14 protein-coding genes are annotated in these 18931 nt (G+C 56.3%); 11 read left to right on the top strand and 3 right to left on the bottom strand.

The genetic code is table 11. From position 1 onward, the window contains the following. Positions 1 to 19: 19 nt before the first annotated feature. Genes LT85_RS13095 through LT85_RS13075 form a run of 5 tightly spaced genes read left to right on the top strand, consistent with a single transcriptional unit; the run spans position 20 to position 5892 of the window. Positions 20 to 1222 carry a hypothetical protein gene (locus tag LT85_RS13095; RefSeq protein ID WP_038489396.1) on the top strand — a complete coding sequence of 401 codons (1203 nt, stop codon included), beginning with the start codon at positions 20 to 22 and terminating at the stop codon, positions 1220 to 1222. Then, entirely contained in the window at positions 1219 to 2445 is a 1227-nt protein-coding gene (locus tag LT85_RS13090; RefSeq protein ID WP_052135146.1) for a polysaccharide pyruvyl transferase family protein, read from the top strand. The genes LT85_RS13095 and LT85_RS13090 overlap by 4 nt, the downstream gene beginning before the upstream one ends. Further along, positions 2429 to 3484 carry a hypothetical protein gene (locus LT85_RS13085; RefSeq protein WP_038489393.1) on the top strand — a complete coding sequence of 352 codons (1056 nt, stop codon included), beginning with the start codon at positions 2429 to 2431 and terminating at the stop codon, positions 3482 to 3484. The genes LT85_RS13090 and LT85_RS13085 overlap by 17 nt, the downstream gene beginning before the upstream one ends. Then, complete coding sequence (locus LT85_RS13080; protein WP_038489389.1) at positions 3481 to 4569, top strand: glycosyltransferase; 1089 nt, start codon at positions 3481 to 3483, stop codon at positions 4567 to 4569. The genes LT85_RS13085 and LT85_RS13080 overlap by 4 nt, the downstream gene beginning before the upstream one ends. Before the next feature lie 51 nt (positions 4570 to 4620). Continuing rightward, positions 4621 to 5892 (top strand): hypothetical protein, encoded by a 1272-nt coding sequence (locus LT85_RS13075; protein WP_052135145.1) that lies wholly within the window; start codon positions 4621 to 4623, stop codon positions 5890 to 5892. Positions 5893 to 5935: 43 nt separating this feature from the next. Here LT85_RS13075 and LT85_RS13070 read toward each other — a convergent pair whose 3' ends face one another. Then, on the bottom strand, positions 5936 to 7354 hold the full coding sequence (locus tag LT85_RS13070) for an undecaprenyl-phosphate glucose phosphotransferase (RefSeq protein ID WP_038496112.1): 1419 nt from the start codon (positions 7352 to 7354) through the stop codon (positions 5936 to 5938). 484 nt (positions 7355 to 7838) lie between these two features. On the opposite strand from LT85_RS13070, the gene LT85_RS13065 reads away from it, so the two are divergent. Continuing rightward, a complete protein-coding gene (locus LT85_RS13065; protein ID WP_038489387.1) occupies positions 7839 to 8225 on the top strand; it encodes a VOC family protein in 387 nt (128 codons plus the stop codon). Positions 8226 to 8314: 89 nt separating this feature from the next. On the opposite strand, the gene psrA is transcribed toward LT85_RS13065, so the two are convergent. After that, complete coding sequence (gene psrA, locus LT85_RS13060; protein ID WP_038489385.1) at positions 8315 to 9418, bottom strand: iron-containing alcohol dehydrogenase PsrA; 1104 nt, start codon at positions 9416 to 9418, stop codon at positions 8315 to 8317. A gap of 203 nt (positions 9419 to 9621) precedes the next feature. On the opposite strand from psrA, the gene LT85_RS13055 reads away from it, so the two are divergent. Both LT85_RS13055 and LT85_RS13050 read left to right on the top strand, forming a co-directional pair. Continuing rightward, entirely contained in the window at positions 9622 to 14484 is a 4863-nt protein-coding gene (locus LT85_RS13055; protein ID WP_038489382.1) for an NAD-glutamate dehydrogenase, read from the top strand. Positions 14485 to 14566: 82 nt separating this feature from the next. Then, positions 14567 to 15343 (top strand): crotonase/enoyl-CoA hydratase family protein, encoded by a 777-nt coding sequence (locus tag LT85_RS13050; protein ID WP_038489380.1) that lies wholly within the window; start codon positions 14567 to 14569, stop codon positions 15341 to 15343. A 3-nt stretch (positions 15344 to 15346) separates the two neighbouring features. Here the strand turns inward: LT85_RS13050 and LT85_RS13045 are convergent, their stop codons facing one another. Beyond that, the gene (locus LT85_RS13045; protein ID WP_038489376.1) at positions 15347 to 16294 is read right to left on the bottom strand and encodes a LysR family transcriptional regulator; all 948 of its coding nucleotides are present in this window, start codon (positions 16292 to 16294) and stop codon (positions 15347 to 15349) included. Between the two features lie 155 nt (positions 16295 to 16449). Here LT85_RS13045 and LT85_RS13040 point away from each other — a divergent pair, with 155 nt between their 5' ends. The 3 genes from LT85_RS13040 to LT85_RS13030 all read left to right on the top strand — a co-directional run bounded on the left by LT85_RS13040 (position 16450) and on the right by LT85_RS13030 (position 18792). Further along, complete coding sequence (locus LT85_RS13040; protein WP_038489371.1) at positions 16450 to 16797, top strand: hypothetical protein; 348 nt, start codon at positions 16450 to 16452, stop codon at positions 16795 to 16797. Between the two features lie 170 nt (positions 16798 to 16967). Further along, positions 16968 to 17735 carry a fumarylacetoacetate hydrolase family protein gene (locus tag LT85_RS13035; protein WP_081992356.1) on the top strand — a complete coding sequence of 256 codons (768 nt, stop codon included), beginning with the start codon at positions 16968 to 16970 and terminating at the stop codon, positions 17733 to 17735. Positions 17736 to 17781: 46 nt separating this feature from the next. Then, positions 17782 to 18792, top strand: a complete 1011-nt coding sequence (locus LT85_RS13030) for a 2-dehydropantoate 2-reductase (RefSeq protein ID WP_038496110.1) — start codon at positions 17782 to 17784, stop codon at positions 18790 to 18792. The last annotated feature ends 139 nt before the right edge of the window (positions 18793 to 18931 follow it).

Here is an 18931-nt window from a genome sequence, read left to right as displayed (position 1 = left end):
AATTGATGAAGCCCAAGCCATGAAAAAATTCAGCGCTTTATTCCAGGTTATTTTCGAACAGGCGATCTTTACTCTGTCATTTTTTTGCACCCAGACGTTACTGGCCAGATATCTGAGCGTAACGGGTTTCGCCTCGTTTTCTGCGGTGTATTCGGCGGTAATTCTTTTAAACATCATCCACGGCTGCACCGTGATGGAGCCGTTGCTGGTTTTCTCTAAATCGGATCATTTCATCAGCAAGTCGCTGTTAATGCAGTTGCACGTGCCGCTGGCCCTGGCCAGCATTCCGGTAACGATATACCTGATAGTGCATATCCCCAACTCGCCGCCGTACTTTGTGCTGGCGCTGGTACTCGCGTTGACCGGCTTCATCGCTTACTGGACCGTGCGCTCCATCGCTATCCTGGAAAACAAGAGTCTGAAATCGGTCATTCCGGCGCTGTCGCAGTTTGCCGGCGTCTGCCTGGCAATTGCCCTGATTCCAAAGAACAGTCCATATCAGCTGAATGAAGTGTTGATATTCCTTGGGTTGCCGTTGCTGCTTGCGAGCAGTCTGATTTCCCGCGGCATGTCGTTAAAGAGCGAACAAGTCGGCAACTCGCCACTTGAAAAAACACCTTGGCTGAGTTTTGGGCTGAACAACACCTTCAGCCAGATCCTGGTGTGGGCCATGACGCATGGTCTGGTGATTTTTTACATGTCGCGCCAGCAGGCAGAACTGGCTGCCAATTTCCGCGTTGTGATGACCTTGGTGCTGCCGGCGCAATACCTGAATATCGCCATTTCCAACTACCAGCTTCCCAGGTTGTCGCGTCTTGCGGAGGAGCGATCAAGCAAATTTTCGGCGATGGCGCGCACCTTTGTACTGGTCACGCTGGGATTCAGTCTTCTCTATAGCTTGCTGATGTGGGCAGCGGGGGAGTCGCTGGTGGGACTGCTGTTTGGCATCAAATACGCCGGCCTTAACATGCGCGACTACGTTTTGTTTCCAGTCATTTTCGCCGCCATCCAGGGGGGACGCACAGTCTTGAAGGCGCTCAGGCTGACGCACTACGCCAGCTGGGCGGTCGCGGTCGGCTTCCTGTTTTTCCTGTTCGCCTTTTTCCTCAACGGCAATCGCTCGATCAGCAACGTCTTGATTCCCACGGTATTCGGCTTGGGGGCGGCCGCAATCATCATGTTTTACCAGATCAAGAAAAGTCTAAAGGCCATCTATTTATGAAAATCGTGATTTGCGCAGTACCGTATAGCCCGAATCTGGGCGACGGCGTGATATATGAAAACATCCGGCAGTTGCTCACCGAGCTGGCGCCGGCGGCGCATATCAGCGCACTCGATATTGCCGGGCGCGATGGCTATGACGCCTCTACCTTGTCCAGAAGGCCTTTAATCAACCGCGTGCCAGGACGACTCCGACCGTCGGTTGTTTGCGCTTATTTTTGCTTGCAATACTGGTGGCGCTGGCGTCATAAATGGGCCGAGCAGCTAGCTGACGCCGATCTTATCGTGGTTGGCGGCGGGCAGCTGTTCATGGATGCGCACTTGAATTTCCCGATCAAGCTGTTTCTGCTTTCAAGAACCATCAGGGCGATAGGGAAACCGGGAAAGGTGGCCATTTTTTCAGTGGGCGTATCGAAACGGATGTCCAAGATCGGCGCCAACCTGTTTCAGCGCGCTGTCAGGAATATGGCGCCGATGCGTATCAGCGTTCGGGATTTGCTGTCGGCGCAGCACATGAAAAAATATCTGGCGATCGATGGCGATGTTTGCATTACCCCTGATCCGGCGATTTATTCGCAGCGGACTTTTGCCCAAAGCGGCCTCACGGCGCATACGGGAAATGTGCTCGGCATTTGCATTTCCTGTCCGCTGGAAGTCAATCACGGCATCAAGAGCGAGGCGGCATACGGCCTGCAAATTTCAAGGTTCTTCGAGAATCTGGCGCGCCAGGCGATGGCGGCCGGCTACGTCGTCAAATTGTTTACCAATGGCGCTCCCGAAGACGAAGCATTCAAGGACGCGCTGGCGGCAGGCCTTGGTATGCAGCAGATCGTCAATATGGCGAGGGCAAGTGCGCCGGCCGAGCTGGTCGCCAACATCAGCACCTGCGACTACATCATCGCGCACCGCTTGCACGCCAGCATCGTCGCCTATGCCTTGGACATACCTGCGATCGGGCTTAACTGGGACGTCAAGGTCAAATCTTTTTTTGAGCTGATCGGCCGCAGCAGGTTCTTCATCTCTTCGCCGATACCGGATGTGGAAGATACGCTCGATCTGCTCAGTCACGCCCGCGAGTCATGCGCCGGCACGGGCAGGGCGCGACTAACGCTCAGGCTCAAAAAGGAAGTATCGGCGTTGCTGAATTCCTCCGTTTATCAAGGATCTGCCGCAACTACGACGCTCTGGACAGCCGTCAACGCCGATTATGAAAAAATTATATAGCACGCGCATCAATCCGGAGATGCGTGTCATCTGCGCGATTTTCCTGTTGCTGCTAAGCGGCCTGATCTATTTTTATCAGCGGGTTTTTCTCCCTGATTATTTCTTTATCGATGAAAAGACCATCACCGATTTGATCAGGTATACCGATCTCGATATCTCGCTGCAGGATTCGTTTACCAGCACCGCCATGGTGTATGCCGTGATTGGGCCGGAATGGTCGCAGATTCTGCTGCTGCTGGCGACTGGGGCGGTGATTGTCTACGTATGCAAGAGATCTTATCGGCTGATTGATCTGCTGTTTGCGTTTCTCCTGATGCTGTCGTTCGCACTTTTCAATCTTAAATTATCGAAGGAAGTCATCGTCATTGTCCTGAATCTGGTGGCCTGTTCGGTATGCGCCATGCAGCTGTCGAACCGCAAGAAGATGATGATTATCGTTTCCCTGTACCTGCTCTATGCATGGAAATTCCGTGTGTACTACGCCGTCATCGCCGTCTTGATGCTGGCCCTGCATGTGGTAGCCGGCAGCCGTGGCAAGCTGCGCGTTTGCCTGATCGTCGGAATGCTCTTGCTCTGTTGCGCCATACCGGGCGATTTCTGGGACCAGTTGCAGCAGGCGCGCGATGTCGCCAATGCAAATCGAGAGGGCTTGTCCGACTCCAAGACGATGTTCACCAATTTCCTGGCGCCCAGCGGCGTGCTGACGGTGCTCCCGAACGCCTTGTTCGCGGCCATGCGCTTTTATTTCGCACCGCTGTTTTCTGTGCGCGCGCAGGAAATCATCCTTTCCTCGACGCTTTGGCTGCTGACCCTGGTCATGTTCAAGAGAGGCAATCGCAGTCACCCCTTGTTTCTATTGGTAGCCGCCAATTTTGTGATCCAGACTTTTTTCGAGCCGGATCTTGGGTCGTTCTTCAGGCATCTGAGCGCCTACGCCTTTTGTGTTTTCGGAATCAGATATCTCGCGCCGGATGATGAGAACCCGTCACCGGAACCGATCGCACCAGGCCAAGCTGCTTTTACGAGGAGATTTGAATGAATCGCACGCGACCATTGCACATCCTGAACGTAGCCGAGACCATCAAGGGGGGGATTGCCACCTATCTCGATATGCTGGAACATTTCAGTGGCGATTTCAATTGCAATTTCGAATACCTGATCCCCGCCGCGCAAGCGGACCAGATTGCTTCGAAGCGGATTCAGCCGCACGCCTATTCGCGTAAAGGCTTGGGGCCGTTGCTACTGGCGGCGGCAATCGTACGTCATGCCAGGCAGCGCAAACCGGATGTGGTCTACGCGCACAGCACCTTCGCCGGCGTTGCGTTGTGCCTGGCCAAGCCATGGCTCTCCCGCAATACAAAGACAGTGTATTGCGCGCATGGCTGGGCCAGCTTCCGCGATCGTAGCAAGCTGGTGATAGGGCTGAGCCGGATTATCGAGCGGTGCATGTCTTACATCCCTGATGCGGTGGTGAATATTTCCCGTCACGAGCACGAGATCAATCGCAAACACGGCTTTTCCAGGAAAAACGTGTTGATTCAAAGTACCGTACTTGACAGGACTTGCCCGCGTGAGACGCAGCTCCAGTCCGGTGAGCAATTGCACATTCTGTTTGCTGCCCGCCTGGACTGGGAGAAAGGCTACGATATCCTGGTCGAAGCGATCCATATCCTGCAAAAAAGCAAACCGGATTTTGTCTATCACATCGTAGGCGACGCTGTCCTCGGTAATCTCAAGATCGAGAAGATCGTCGCCGGCAATGTGCACTACTATGGTTGGGTCGATCATGCCTTGATCGACAGTTTCTATGACCGCGCCAACGTATTCATTGTGCCTTCACGCAACGAAGGATTCGGCTTGACCGTGCTAGAGGCATTCCGCAGCGCAGTGCCGGTGATCGCCAGCGACCGTGGCGCCTTACCAGAGATCGTTGAACATGCCGTGAACGGTCTGGTGTTCAATTGCACCGCAGCCGATCTTGCACAGAAATTGCATGATCTGGATTTACCCACCTTGCGCCGATACGGCGACGCTGCGCGCCATGCTTATCAGGAGAAATTCGCGCCGGCCAGGTTCGTGGCCAGCTACCAGAATTTGTTCGAGAAGTTGCGAACCACCATATAAATTCTATCGTTTCTTGCTGCCGCAGCTGTTATTTTCTATTGAGGAGCGCACATGAAGGCAGGTATAGGTTTTTCTCTCAAGGTGCTGGTGCTTTGCATGTTCGCCGGCGCTCGCGCCGAGGCACTTGAACTGGACAATATCCCGTCGCTCTATCCGACCGCCATCAGCATCCAGATCGATCCGGCGCGGATATCGGAAAGGGATTTGCAACTGATCAAGAAGGCGGGTTTTGAATATGTGCGTTTCGGCGTGCGACCACCGATTGCCGCCATTTCGGGTAGAAATCCTGATTACGCCGGCTTGCTGCTTCGCCTGCGTGCTGTACAGCTCAAGCCGATCCTGACGCTATTCGGTGGTCCGGACGTATGGGGCGAGCAAAGTTCCGCAGTCGCCAGCCGCCAGAAGGCCAGCCAGTCTGCCAGTTCTTTTTCAAATTTCGCCGTAGGCTTCATGGGGCAGCATCCTGATCCCGATATTTTATGGGAGCTATGGAATGAACCCGAAATCACGACTTTTCTGAAACCTGAATTATTGCGCCCGGGATTGGTGCCTTCGGTGCAGCAAATCTGCAGCGCTTTGCAAAGCCAGGGAAGTTCTCATCCGTATAAAGTGTTCGGCTTCGGTTTCTCAAAAATGCCACATGCCAACTCCAGTTCTCCCTACGATGAGTTACTCGATGTATCACTGAAAACCTGCCTGAGCGGCATCTCCATACATCCCTATCGCCAGAAGCCGGAGTCGTTGATCGGTGATTTCGCGGAAATCCATCAGGTGATGAACAAATATGAGAGAAGCAGCGCGCCGGTGATCGCCTCGGAGTGGGGGTATTCCAGCGTCGCCCCCACGCGCGATCAGGGCGAACAGGCCTTGTTGGTGTTAAGGGAATATCTTTCCAGTGTTTTTGTCCGGTTGTCATTGCTGAATATTTACGCCTGGAAGGATGCAGGGCATGACTCAAGCGCGATTGAGGACAACTATGGCCTCGTCGATGTGGATGACCAGCCGAAACCGGCTTTGTTAGCCATGCAGCATTTGCTTTCCAGAATCGGCCAGACGCAACTGCTCTCGGCCAAGGCCAATGGCAACGACTACCTGCTGACGCTGGGCAGTCAAGCTGCAACAAAAGAAAGGCGTACGGTGTATATAGCATGGAGCGGGGCGACACAGGGCGGGGGGATTTACCGGTTCGCCAGAAATGGCGCCAAGACTTGTGTCATCAGCGAGTTTCTGCCTGGGCAGGTCGACAGGGCGTGCCCCGCAAGTGGCGAGACGGTGGAGCTGAAGGCGGGCCCGGCACCGCTTGCGCTAACGCTTTCGTTCTAGAGTGCGCAAGGTCTGGCGGGACCGGATGGCTCAGCCGCGGGCATCAATATGCAGCGGCGCCGGTCCAACCCCTGAAGGCGGTCCAGACCAGGATCCGGAAATCCATCAGGAACGACCAGTGCTGGATATAGTACAGGTCAAACTGGACGCGCTTTTCCATCTTGTCTACGGTGTCGGTTTCCCCCCGGTAGCCGTGGATTTGCGCCCAGCCAGTGATCCCCGGTTTCACCCGATGGCGCACCATGTACATTTCCAGCAGCTTTTCATAGAGTTCGTTGTGTTCCAGCGCGTGCGGCCTGGGGCCGATGACGGACATGTCGCCCAGCAGCACGTTGATGAACTGGGGCAGCTCGTCCAGGCTGGTGCGTCGTAAAAACTGTCCGATCCGGGTTATCCGGGGATCATTGTGCGTGGCTTGCGTTATCTTGTTGTGTTCCTGATGCAGCTTCATGGTGCGGAATTTATAGACCATGAATTTTTTTCCGTTGAGGCCGAGCCTTGCCTGTTTGAAGAATACCGGGCCGGGAGACGAGTATTTTATGCAAACTGCGATGATCGCAAACAGCGGCGCCAGGCACATCAGTGCCGCCAGAGCGAACAATTTGTCCAACAGATGTTTGACGATGGCGTGTACGCCACTCGGCGCCGGGCGATTTAGTTCTACCGCTGGAATCCCCAGAAAATTGACGGCCTGGTTGCTGAGCATTTGTATTCCCGATGTGTCGGGCACCCAGCGAATATCCACCAGCGTGTTGCGCAGGCAGTGCTGCAGTTGTTTCAACTGAGGCGCGGCGCTCATTGGCAAGGTGATCCAGATTTCATGAATATCATGTGACGCCACATAGTGATGGATCTGATCGTAGCCATGGATCTGGTCGATGGCGGGGTCTTGCAATTTGTTCGCTTGTTCTCTGGTTGCGACAACGGCGCGCACGTCATAGAGCGCGGCGGCATTGCGCAGTGCGCGCCTGTGCATTTCCTGGCCAGTGGGACCGTAGCCGACAATTACTATGCGCCTGCTGTTAAAGCCACGCTTGCGCAGGTGGCAGGCCGAGGCGTAGGTCAGCAGCCGATGCAGGGCCAGGAAAGCGATGCTGATCAGATACCAGTACACCAGCCAGCGCCGCGACAATCCGCCCACGCCATGAATCATGAAACTGAGAAAATATCCCATTAACAATATGGCGCCCCAGGCAGAAGCCAGCCGCGTAAAAAGCATCGGCATTGACCATTCTTGCCACGATGTGTACAAATTCAGTTTTGAAAAAGTCAACACGCCAAGCGCGCAACAAAAATACAAGAGCACCAAGTGGATCGGAGCCGTTGTGGTCAGCGCCGAATTGAAATGGAAGTGGCCGGCCAATCGGGCGGTGGCGCTTAAGATGAAGGCGTCAACCAGCCATTGCGGCAGTTCGAACGCAAGAATCCGTTCAAACACGATCAAAGGTTTTGAGTTTGCCATGGCTTTTAGAGAAAAAATCCAATAAAAAGGCGCTTGATTTCTTGGGCGCAAACCCATGCCAGGCTCTTTACCGAAGAGCTAGATTCCTGTTTGGCATGGAGCGGTCGCGATGTCGCTGGAAGTTTCACGCATTAACGTGACCGGCGATTTTTGTCGCCAGCAGTGGAAAAATAACTGCTGGCAACTGATGACTCATCATAAACGCCTAATTCGTTAACTTCAATGAATTTAACGAATTTAATGAATTATGTTTTGTTAAATTACCGGAGCGATAGGCGGAAATAAAATGGCGCGCTTTATGAACGAATTGGGTGAATTGGATTTCCTTGTCACAAGGGGCTCTAACCTTGGATTTCTTCATTGGCTACGCCAGATGGATTGGCTCTAAATCAGAATTTTTGACGAAGCAGCGCCAAGCGCGGCCAGGGTTTAGCCGCCGTGGTGTAGACTTTCGACACCTGACCATTTCCTATACGGAGCACACATGAAACGAGTAACCGGTATCGGCGGGATCTTCTTCAAGGCCAAGGATGCGGAAGCCATGCGCGCCTGGTATAAAACCCATCTCGGCATTGATGTACAGGACTGGGGAGGTGCGTCGTTCGACTGGGTGGGAGATGACGGCAAGCCGGCTGGCGGCTCGACGATCTGGAGTGTCTCCGCGATGGAGAGCGACAATTACGCACCCAGCACCGCGCCGTTCATGATCAACTACCGTGTCGCCGACCTGGATGCACTGCTGGACGCCTTGCGTGCGGAGGGTTGCAATGTGATCGGCAATAGCGAGGCATCGGAATATGGCAAATTCGGCTGGGTGCTGGACCCGGAAGGCAACAAGGTTGAGCTGTGGCAGCCGCCGTCCGGGCAGTAACGCGCAGCAACAAAACACTGCTCAAATACCGCGGGTGAACGGCGATCGATGAGCACTACTGCTTTGCCGGATAGCGGCAGAGCAGTGATTTAGGGAAAGGCTAATGTCTCGTCTTTCCCGATAAAATTTTTCCCGCGCGCGCCTTGCATCGCCCGGTTCACTATTTGCCGTGCCTCTTCGGGGGCGACGCCGTAGTCGGAAAAATCGGTCTTGACGTCCAACTGCTGGAGAAAATCGCGCAGCCGCTGCTCCGCGTCGTCACGGCTCAAGCCAAACGCCTGTTGCAGCACAACGTCACGATCCGCTTGCGCGCCCCAGGCCATGCGCAACACCATCGGCAGCGTGAAAGAGCAGGCAATTCCGTGTGGCAGCCCATATCCGAGCGTCATTTCATAAGAAATGGAATGCGCCAGCGCGGTCTTGGTGTTGGAGAATGCCAGGCCGGCCTTGAGGGCTGCGAGCGCCATCGTCGAGCGCAGCGCCTGGTTGCCAGGATCGTCGACCAGCGCCGGCAGGCAAGACAGGATGTCCTGGATCGCTGAAACTGCATAGGTGTCGGAAATCGGGTTGGCGTTGACATTCCAGACCGATTCCAGTGCATGCGACAACGCATCCAGTCCGGTGGAAATCGTGACCTGCAGGGGCAGCGTCAACATCAGCTGCGGATCGACCAGCGCCGCTTGGGGCCAGGTGCAGTCCAGGTGCAAGGAATACTTCTTCTGGTTGGCCGCGTCCCAAATCGTAGCCCAGGGCGTGACTTCGCTGCCGGTGCCTGCGGTGGTCGGGATGGCGACCAGTTTCTTTGCCTTGGGTGGAGTGAACGGCTTGCCATCTGCGAGTAGCGCCAGCAACTCCTGGAAACTGCCACTGACAGTACCCACCAGCAGCGCCTTGGCGGTATCGATCACGCTGCCGCCGCCGAGCGCCACCACGATGTCGCAGGCTTGCTCTTGACGCCAGAACTGCTCGTACATCGCCGCTAGTCCGGCAACATCGGGATTGGGCTGGATATCATCGATGACATAAGAGAGGCGGTCGCCCAGCAACTCAGTCATTTTAGCGACCAGTCCGAGCGTGCGTGCTTCAGGGAAAGTCACCAGGACCACTTTTCCCGCGCCAAGAATTTGCGGCAGATCCTGCAGGCAACCGGCGCCAAAATGGATGGCCACCGGGTTATGAAATCGTTGCGACATTGCTGTTCCTTGTTTCGACCAACTCCGAGCTGCATGCTCAGTCAAGCCGGGGAAGTTATCACAAACGTTTTACCGCACAATGACAGGAATCCGTCGGCGGCTTGTTTTTTTAAAAAGCCTGTGGTTTTGGGGCCGTGATGGGTAGAATCTATGCAGAGTACAGTTCGAAAGAAGTTAACCATTTAGCTATTCGAAGGAAAATCATGCATAACGCCGCAGCAGAGAAAAAACAGCAAAAGCTGACAGAAATGGTCGAATTCGCGCGTGATCGTTTGCCGCCGGAAGTGTTTGCAACCATGCAACCATTCCTGGCTGAATACTACTCACAGGTTGGGGAAGAACAGATTTTGAGCCGCGACATCGCCGATTTGTATGGCGCGGCAGTGGCGCATTGGCAATTCGGCCGGCATTTCACGACCGGCGCGCCACGGGTGCGGATCTATAATCCGCGCGTCGACGAGCATGGCTGGCAATCTGGCCATAGTGTCATCGAGATCGTCAATGACGACATGCCTTTCCTTGTGGACTCGGTCAGTACAGAGATCAATCGCCTGGGCCTGACCTTGCACGCAGTGATTCATCCAGTGTTCCGGGTCTGGCGCGATGCCGGCGGCCAGGTTGAAAAAATCCAGCGCGCCAGCGAACCCGCCAACAAAGGTAACGAGCAGGCCCGCCTGGAATCGAACATTCATATTGAAATAGACCGCTGCACCGAAGCTGCGCGAATGGAGGAAATCCGCGAGGGCGTGCTCAAGGTGCTGGGCGATGTCCGTGCCGCAGTGGAAGACTGGCGTCAGATGATGGCCGCGGCCAGCGGCGCGATTGACGATTTGAAAAAGCAAGATAACAGCGATGCCGCGCTGAAAGGCGAAATCGCCGAAGCGCGCGCTTTCCTGGAATGGATGGTGGACGACCATTTCACCTTCCTCGGCTATCGCGATTACGAACTGATCGTCAATGCCGGCGAAAACTATCTGCAGGGCGTGCCCGGCTCCGGCCTTGGGATATTGCGCGATAGCTTGCGCGTTTCGGACGGCGCTGACATGACCAAGCTGCCGATCAGCGCGCAAGGCATCATTGATGCGCAATCGCCAATTTTCATCACCAAGGCGAATTCGCGCGCCACCGTGCATCGTGCAGGTTATCTCGATTATGTCGGCGTCAAGCGCTACGATGCAGCCGGCAAGGTGATCGGCGAACGCCGTATCGTCGGTTTGTACACCTCGACCGCGTACATGGTGCCGACCAACGAGATTCCGCTGGTGCGGCGCAAAGTCGCCAAGGTGCTGGAGCGCGCCGGCTTTGTGCCGAAGGGACATTTATCCAAAACTCTGGCCACTATCCTGGAGCAATTTCCGCGCGACGAGCTGTTCCAGATCGATGAAGATGAGTTGTACGACACCGCCACCGGCATCTTGCGGCTGGAAGAACGCCAGCGCACCCGCTTGTTTGTGCGGCGCGATGCGTTCGGCCGTTACGTATCCTGCCTGGTGTTCGTGCCGCGCGACCGCTTTAATACCGAGTTGCGCGAGCGGATCCAGGTCTTGCTGCTGGAAGCCTTCAACGGTACCGGCATCGAATTTACGCCTTTGCTGTCGGAATCGATGCTGGCGCGGATCCAGTTTACCGTCCGCACCGAACCTGGCACTGTCACCGACATCAATGTCGAGCAGCTGGAAGCCCGCATTGTGGCAGCTACGCGACGCTGGCAGGACGACATGGCGGAAGCCTTGCTGGAGCAGCGCGGCGAAGAGCAGGGTACCAGCCTGCTGCGGCGTTATGCGACTTCTTTCCCGGCCGGTTTCCGTGAAGATTACGCGGCGCGCGCTGCAGTGCACGATATCGTCTTGCTGGAGGCGGCGCAGCAGAATACCGGCCTGGCCATGAGCTTGTACCGCCCGATCGAAGCCACGCCGGCGTCCTTGCGTCTGAAGATTTACCGCGCAGGCAAGCCGATGGCCTTGTCGCAAAGCCTGCCGATGCTGGAACACATGGGCGTCAAGGTCAATGAAGAGCGGCCTTACCGCATCGAATTACAAGACGGCGAGCCAGCCTGGATCCACGATTTCGGCATGCAGACGGCCGATGACAGCGAAGTGGAGATCGATAGTATCAAGGGTGTTTTCGAAGATGCTTTTGCCCGCGTCTGGAGCGGCGAAGCTGATAACGACGACCTCAACCGCCTGGTGCTGCGGGCCCGGCTTAATTGGCGCGAGGTGACAATCTTGCGCGCTTATGCGCGCTATCTGCGGCAAGTCGGTTCGACGTTTAGCAATGCTTATATCGAGCAGGCGCTGACCGCCAATCCGGCGATTGCACGCAAGCTGGTGGAATTGTTCCTGGCGCGCTTCGACCCGGCGCAAGCCAAAGGCGCGGGCGCACAGGCTAAAGTCGACAGCTTGTTGAAACAGACCGAAGAAGCGATGGACCAGGTCCCCAATCTGGACGAAGACCGCATCCTGCGCCAGTTCCTGGGCGTAATCAGCGCCACCTTGCGCACCAATTATTTCCAGCGCGGCGCCGATGGCCAGCCGAAACCATATCTGTCGTTCAAGTTCGATCCGTCCAAGGTGCCGGGACTCCCTGCGCCCAAGCCGATGTTCGAAATCTGGGTCTATTCGCCGCGCTTCGAAGGCGTCCATCTGCGCGGCGGAAAAGTGGCGCGTGGCGGTTTGCGCTGGTCGGACCGGCGCGAAGATTTCCGTACGGAAGTGCTGGGCCTGGTCAAGGCGCAGATGGTCAAGAATGCGGTGATCGTACCGGTAGGCTCCAAGGGCGGTTTCGTGCTGAAAAATGCGCCCCCGGCCAGTGATCGTGATGCTTATCTGCGCGAAGGCGTGGCGTGCTACCAGAATTTCCTGCGCGGCTTGCTGGACCTGACGGACAACCTGGTCGACGGCAAAGTGGTGCCACCGCAAGACGTGGTGCGTTACGACCCCGACGATCCTTATCTGGTGGTGGCGGCCGACAAGGGTACCGCAAGTTTCTCGGATTACGCCAATGCTGTTTCTGCCGAATACGGCTTCTGGCTGGGCGATGCCTTCGCTTCCGGTGGCTCGGTCGGTTACGATCACAAGAAAATGGGGATTACCGCTCGCGGCGCATGGGAAGCCGTCAAGCGCCATTTCCGCGAAACCGGCCTGAATACGCAGGAACAGGATTTTACGGTGGTCGGCATCGGCGACATGTCGGGCGACGTGTTCGGCAACGGTATGCTGCTGTCGCGCCATATCAAGCTGCTGGCAGGCTTTGATCATCGCCATATTTTCCTCGATCCGACGCCCGATACGGAGGCCAGCTTTGCCGAGCGCGAGCGTTTGTTTGCATTGCCGCGCTCCAGTTGGACCGATTACAACAGCAGCCTGATTTCGAGCGGTGGCGGGGTTTTCCCACGCACCCTCAAGACGATCGCGCTGACGCCGCAAGTGCAGGCGATGCTGGGTGTTACGGCAACCGAGCTGGCGCCGACTGAACTGATCCGCGCAATCCTGCTGGCGCCGGTCGACCTCTTGTATAACGGTGGCATCGGCACCTATATCAAGGCTACGCGCGAAACCCATGCCCAGGTTGGCGACCGCGCCAACGATGCGATCCGCGTCAATGGCGCCGAGCTCAATTGCAAGGTGGTGGCAGAGGGTGGCAATCTCGGTGCGACCCAATTCGGTCGTATCGAGTTTGCGCAAAAGGGCGGGCGTATCTGTACCGACGCAATTGATAACTCGGCCGGCGTTGATTGCTCGGACCATGAAGTAAATATCAAGATCATGCTCGGCCTGATAGTGAGTGAAGGCGAAATGACCGAGAAGCAGCGTAACAAGTTGCTGGCGGAAATGACGGAAGAAGTCGGCTTGCAAGTCCTGACAGATAACTATTACCAGACGCAGTCCTTGTCGGTGGCGGGGCGGCGTGCCGCCAGCCTGCTGGAGCCGGAAGCGCGCCTGATCCGTTTCCTGGAGCGCGCCGGCCGGCTCGACCGCGTTGTTGAGTTTTTGCCGTCGGAAGAAGAATGCGCCGAACGCAAGACGGCCAGGCAAGGATTGGCGGCGCCAGAGCGTGCGGTGCTGATGGCGTATAACAAGATGTGGCTCTATGAAGAGTTGCTTGCATCGGCATTGCTGGCCGATCCGTTTATCGCAAGTTCGCTTTCTTCTTATTTTCCGCAACCGCTGCGTGCGCGTTACCCCGACGCCATGCGGCGACATCCGCTGGCGCACGAAATCATCGCCACCTATCTGGTGAACACTCTGACCAACCGAGTCGGCGCCACGTTTGTCTACCAGCTGGCGGATGAGAGCGGCGCCAGCCCAGCCGATGTGGTGCGCGCCACGGTGATTGCACGCGAAGTATTCGGCTTCGAGGAAATCTGGCAAGACATTGATGCGCTCGATAACCAGGTGCCGGATGCCTTGCAGGCGCAAATGTTTATCGATGTCGGCGGCTTGATCGAACACGCCAGTTTCTGGTTCCTGCATCGACATGCACAGGAAGCGTCGATTGAAGCCACGGTGGCACGCTTCCGTCAGGCCGCCGACCAGTTGGGGCCGCAACTGGTCTCGCTGCTGGATGCTTCCGACGCAGATGCACTCAAGGCCAAACGCGATGCCTTGATACAAGCCGGAGTGTCTGAGCAATTGGCGCGACGGGTGGCCAGCGCCGAACTGATCGGCGCAGTGCTGGACATCGCCGAAGTGGCAGCTTCTACCGGTCGCAGCCTGGAACTGGTCGCGACCGTTTATTTTGCGCTCGATCTCAATCTGAATTTCGGTTGGATGCGCGAGCGGGCCAATGCCTTGCCGGTGGATTCGCATTGGCAGACCCTGGCGCGGACGGCACTGCAAAGCGATCTGACAGGCTTGCAGCGTGCTTTGAGCGCAAAGGTAATCCAGCTATCGCCTGCGCTGGAGCAATCGCAAGACATGATTGAAGCCTGGCAGGCTGCCAGCAGGACGCCGCTGGAGCGCTATCGCCGCTTGCTGACCGATTTCCGGATGGGCGGTAATGTCGACCTGGCCATGTTATCGGTGGCGGTGAGGGAAATGCGGTCGATTGATGCCGCAACCAACTGAAATATCGGGGAGAGCGATGCAACTGCGCGTACAGCCTGAGGCTCTTTCTTCGTTTTGAACAGACAGGTACAAAGGGGACGTCATGCCATCCATTTTGTTCGAGACCGACCGTAGCATCTGCACTATCACGATGAACCGGCCACACAAACGCAATGCGGTCGACCGTTTGATGGCCGACGAGCTGCATCAGGCGTTTGAGCGTTTTGAAGGCGACGCCTCGCTGAAGGTGGCGGTATTGACTGGGGCCGGCGGCAATTTCTGCGCCGGCGCCGATCTGACCGCCATTTCCGATCCGGCTTTGCGCAATGAGCTGGATGCCGATGGCGGCGGCAGCGGTCCGATGGGGCCGACCCGCATGGCGCTCTCCAAGCCGCTGGTTGCCGCCATTAACGGCTGCGCGGTTGCCGGCGGACTGGAGCTAGCGTTGCTTGCCGATCTGCGGGTAGCCGATGACGATGCCGTATTCGGCGTATTTTGCCGGCGCTGGGGCGTGCCTCTGATAGATGGCGGCACTGTGCGTTTGCCACGGTTGATTGGCATGGGGCGGGCGTTGGACTTGATCCTGACGGGACGGCCGGTGGCTGCGGCGGAAGCGTTGGACATGGGGCTGATCAACCGCAGTACGCCGGCTGGCGGAGCGCTGCTGGTAGCGCAGGATCTAGCGCGCCAGATTGCGGGTTTTCCTCAGCAATGCATGCTGACCGATCGTCATTCCGCATACGAGCAATGGGATTTGCCGCTGGCTGAAGCATTGCGGCGCGAGGGCGCACACGGCGTGCCGATCGTGTTCGGCGAGGGTGAAGATGGCGCATCGAGGTTCACGCTTGGCGCCGGCCGGCACGGCCGTTTCGTTGGTTGAATACTATCCAGAAGAGCCGTGCCTGTGCCCCAGTTTGAAACGGGTAAATTTTTCAATCAGCGCAGCGCCGTCGCTCATCAGGAAGTTCTCGAAGGCGATCGCCACCGGCGGCAACTGCTTGTTCTGACGATGTACCACGTACCAGTTCAACATCGCCGGAAAGCCCTGGACATCCAGCACCACCAGATTGCCAACCTGCAGCTCCAGGCTGATTGTATGGACCGAGAGGAAGCTTACCCCCATGCCGGCGATCACGGCCTGCTTGATGGTTTCAAAACTCTTGATCTCCATGGCGACCTTGATCTGTTCAATTTGCTCGCCAAAACTCTCCTGCATCGACTGCCAGGTATCCGACCCACGCTCCCGCACGATAAACGGTTCACGCAGCAAACGGGTTCTTGAAATGTTTTTACGGGTGGCCAGCGGATGCTCGGGTGAGGCCACGATAACGTAAGGATGGGGCGCGAATGCTTGCCGGATCATGCCTGCATCTTCAGGTGGCCGCACCATGATCGCCAGGTCGGTCAGGTTGTCGTGCAGGTTGCGCAGCAGTTCTTCGCGATTATGGACAGTGAGCTTGAGGCTGACATTCTCACGGCTGCGCTGGAATTCCGCCAGCAACCGCGGGAAAAAATAATCGCCGGCGCTGATCACTGCCACATTCAACCTGCCGCCGGCGACTCCTCGCAGTTGCGCCATGGCGTCTTCCGTCTCGCGAAACTGCTGGATGATTATCCGGCCGTGCCGCAGCATCTCAATGCCGGCGGCGGTCAGGTAGATTTTCTTTCCCAGCTGTTCAAACAGCGGCATGCCTGCATGTTCCTCAAGCTGTTTGACTTGCAGCGAAACCGCCGGCTGGGTCAGATGCAATTCTTCCGCCGCGCGCGAATAGCTTAGATGGCGTGCCACCGTTTCGAAGGTTTTCAGTTGTCGCAAAGTGGCGTTTTTCATTCTGCTTGCGCATCAACGCATAAGTGATTGCTAATCGTTTTACGTAAAAACTTTAACTGTTTCCGATCGCAGAGTTTCCCTACCATGGTTTCACATCTGCAGAGCGATGCGGATGAATCCAAGCGCTGACGCGCTTCACCTGGAGGAAAACCATCATGGCTAGCATCACGATCGATCCGGCTTTTATTGTTCCATCCCTTGCCCCATCCGAAGAAGCATCGCTGTTTGCTTACAACGCGGCCTTTTACGAACTTGGCCTGAGCTGGCATTGGGATGCCGATACCTATAACTCTTTGTTGGCGCATTGCGCCGGCAAACACTTGGTCGGCGCTTATGTCGAGCTGCATCAGCCGCATTTGCTGACTGCCTACGACGCGGATTTTTTAATCGGTGCAATTGAAAGCGCCAGGATCCGTTGCCTGGAAAAGCTCGATGCTTGCGGTTCCCGGCCAAGTCTCAACGTGAACTGGGCTGAAGTTCAGCGCGCCGAAATCGGTATCTGAATAGTAGCCGCTATTCGAGGCATGCAATCCACCTGGCGCGGCTAAAAATTCCGCAATCTTGACCGTCGTCAAGGTTCCTTGCAACAAGTCCCCGCACAATCAGGCCAGCTTATCTTGTGCGCCATAGCTGTAGCTTCAGCTGATCATCGGTGATTTCCATGAGAGAAAAAATGATAAGGCATTGGCTGAGTTTCATGTATCAGGACCATATCCGCTTTGGCACGCTTGAGGATAAACGCATCCAGCTTTGGGATGGTTCCATGTTTGAACATCCGGAGCCAAGCGGCGTTTATCTGAATGCCGGCGAAGTCGATCTGCTGACGCCGACGTCACCCAGCAAAATCCTGGCGCTATGGAATAACTTCGGCGCGCTGGGCGCCAAGCTGAACCTGTCGCGGCCAGAGGAACCCCTGTACCTGATCAAGTCGCCAAATTCATATCTGAAGCCGCAAGGAATCATTCGCCAGCCCGCGTCCGGAGGCAAGGTGGTGTTTGAAGGCGAACTGGGAATCGTGATCGGCAAGACTGCCAGGCAGGTCTCTCAGGCGGACGCGGAACACTATATTTTTGGCTATACCTGCGCTAACGATGTCACTGCGGCCGACGTCCTCAATCGCGATCCGTCGTTCGCGCAATGGGTGCGCGCCAAAGGCTGCGATACCTTCTGTCCTTTCGGGCCAGTGGTGGCCAGTGGCATTGATCCCGGCACGCTGAGAGTCAAGACCATATTGAATGGTGAGTTGAGGCAGGACTATCCGGTCAGCGACATGCTGTTCTCGTCCGCGCAACTGGTCAGCCTGATATCCCACGACATGACGCTGTACGCCGGCGATGTGATTTTATGCGGCACCTCTGTCGGCGTCGGCTCCATGAAACCAGGCAGCACGGTGGAGATCGAGATTGAAGGCATAGGAAGATTAAGCAATCGCTTTGAATAGCCAAGGCAAGGCTTCCCGGATTTCTTATTTCAACTACGGAGCAATCATGAAAATCGCAATTGTGGGAGCGGGAGCGATAGGCGGCTATGTCGGCGCCAAATTGTCGCTGGCGGGAGAGGACGTGACCTTCATGGTGCGCGGCGCCAATCTCGAGGCTATTCGTCGCAACGGCATGAAGCTGATCATGGAAGACGGTTCAGAGCACGTCGCCGGCCAGGTCAATGCAAGCGATGATTATCGGCAGGCAGGCCGGCAAGATCTAGTGATACTCGCACTGAAGGCGCATCAACTGGAAGCGGTGAGCCACGAGTTGCACCATCTGTTGGGGCCGGAAACCGCTATCGTCACCATGCAGAACGGTATTCCATATTGGTATTTCTACAAAACCGGCGGCACGCTGGAAGGCAGCCGTTTGAGCATGGTGGACCCGAGCGGTGCGATAGGCGAAAAGATCCCGCCGTCGCGCGTCATCGGTTGCGTGGTATATCCGGCTTCCGAACTGGTCGCGCCTGGCGTGGTGCGCCATTTCGAGGGTGAACGCTTTCCTTTGGGCGAGCTGGACGGTTCTCACAGCGAACGCGTATTGCGCATTTCGGCGTCCTTCACCAAGGCCGGTTTCAAGGCGCCTGTGCTGGATGACATCCGCTCCGAAATCTGGCTCAAGCTGTGGGGCAACCTGAGTTTCAATCCGATCAGCGCCTTGACGCACGCAACCCTGGTTGATATCTGCCAGTTTTCCTTGACGCGCACACTTGCTGCGGCGCTGATGACGGAGGCGCAGACGATTGCACACAAGCTTGGCATCAGTTTCCGCGTGCCTTTGGACAAGCGCATCGCTGGCGCCGAGAAAATCGGCAAGCACAAGACGTCGATGTTGAAAGACGTGGAAGCGGGCAGGGCGCTGGAGATCGATGCGTTGGTGGGATCTGTGATTGAGCTGGGACGCCTGACCGCAACGCCGACGCCGCAGCTGGATACGGTCTACGCGCTGGTGAAGTTGTTGGGAAAGACTTTTGAAGAAGAGCGCGGACAGTTGCAGTTACGGCGGGTGGCATAGCAGAAAACTAAGAGACTGTTGTAAATTTAACCTGGCGTTGTTGCTTCTCCTGGTCGTACTACTCGTACTGTCTTCGTCGAAGCGCCTAGCCATCTGTGTTTGCAATAGCCTCTAAATCCGCCAGCGGCGCACAATCTTG

The sequence above is a fragment of the Collimonas arenae genome (assembly GCF_000786695.1).
Classification (GTDB): domain Bacteria; phylum Pseudomonadota; class Gammaproteobacteria; order Burkholderiales; family Burkholderiaceae_D; genus Collimonas; species Collimonas arenae_A.
This window is presented reverse-complemented; position numbering and strand designations above follow the sequence as displayed.

Coding starts and splice junctions, on each gene's coding strand:
- LT85_RS13095 (WP_038489396.1), top strand. CDS start 20: ATGAAAAAATTCAGCGCTTTATTCCAGGTTATTTTCGAACAGGCGATC.
- LT85_RS13090 (WP_052135146.1), top strand. CDS start 1,219: ATGAAAATCGTGATTTGCGCAGTACCGTATAGCCCGAATCTGGGCGAC.
- LT85_RS13085 (WP_038489393.1), top strand. CDS start 2,429: ATGAAAAAATTATATAGCACGCGCATCAATCCGGAGATGCGTGTCATC.
- LT85_RS13080 (WP_038489389.1), top strand. CDS start 3,481: ATGAATCGCACGCGACCATTGCACATCCTGAACGTAGCCGAGACCATC.
- LT85_RS13075 (WP_052135145.1), top strand. CDS start 4,621: ATGAAGGCAGGTATAGGTTTTTCTCTCAAGGTGCTGGTGCTTTGCATG.
- LT85_RS13070 (WP_038496112.1), bottom strand. CDS start 7,354: ATGGCAAACTCAAAACCTTTGATCGTGTTTGAACGGATTCTTGCGTTC.
- LT85_RS13065 (WP_038489387.1), top strand. CDS start 7,839: ATGAAACGAGTAACCGGTATCGGCGGGATCTTCTTCAAGGCCAAGGAT.
- psrA (WP_038489385.1), bottom strand. CDS start 9,418: ATGTCGCAACGATTTCATAACCCGGTGGCCATCCATTTTGGCGCCGGT.
- LT85_RS13055 (WP_038489382.1), top strand. CDS start 9,622: ATGCATAACGCCGCAGCAGAGAAAAAACAGCAAAAGCTGACAGAAATG.
- LT85_RS13050 (WP_038489380.1), top strand. CDS start 14,567: ATGCCATCCATTTTGTTCGAGACCGACCGTAGCATCTGCACTATCACG.
- LT85_RS13045 (WP_038489376.1), bottom strand. CDS start 16,294: ATGAAAAACGCCACTTTGCGACAACTGAAAACCTTCGAAACGGTGGCA.
- LT85_RS13040 (WP_038489371.1), top strand. CDS start 16,450: ATGGCTAGCATCACGATCGATCCGGCTTTTATTGTTCCATCCCTTGCC.
- LT85_RS13035 (WP_081992356.1), top strand. CDS start 16,968: ATGATAAGGCATTGGCTGAGTTTCATGTATCAGGACCATATCCGCTTT.
- LT85_RS13030 (WP_038496110.1), top strand. CDS start 17,782: ATGAAAATCGCAATTGTGGGAGCGGGAGCGATAGGCGGCTATGTCGGC.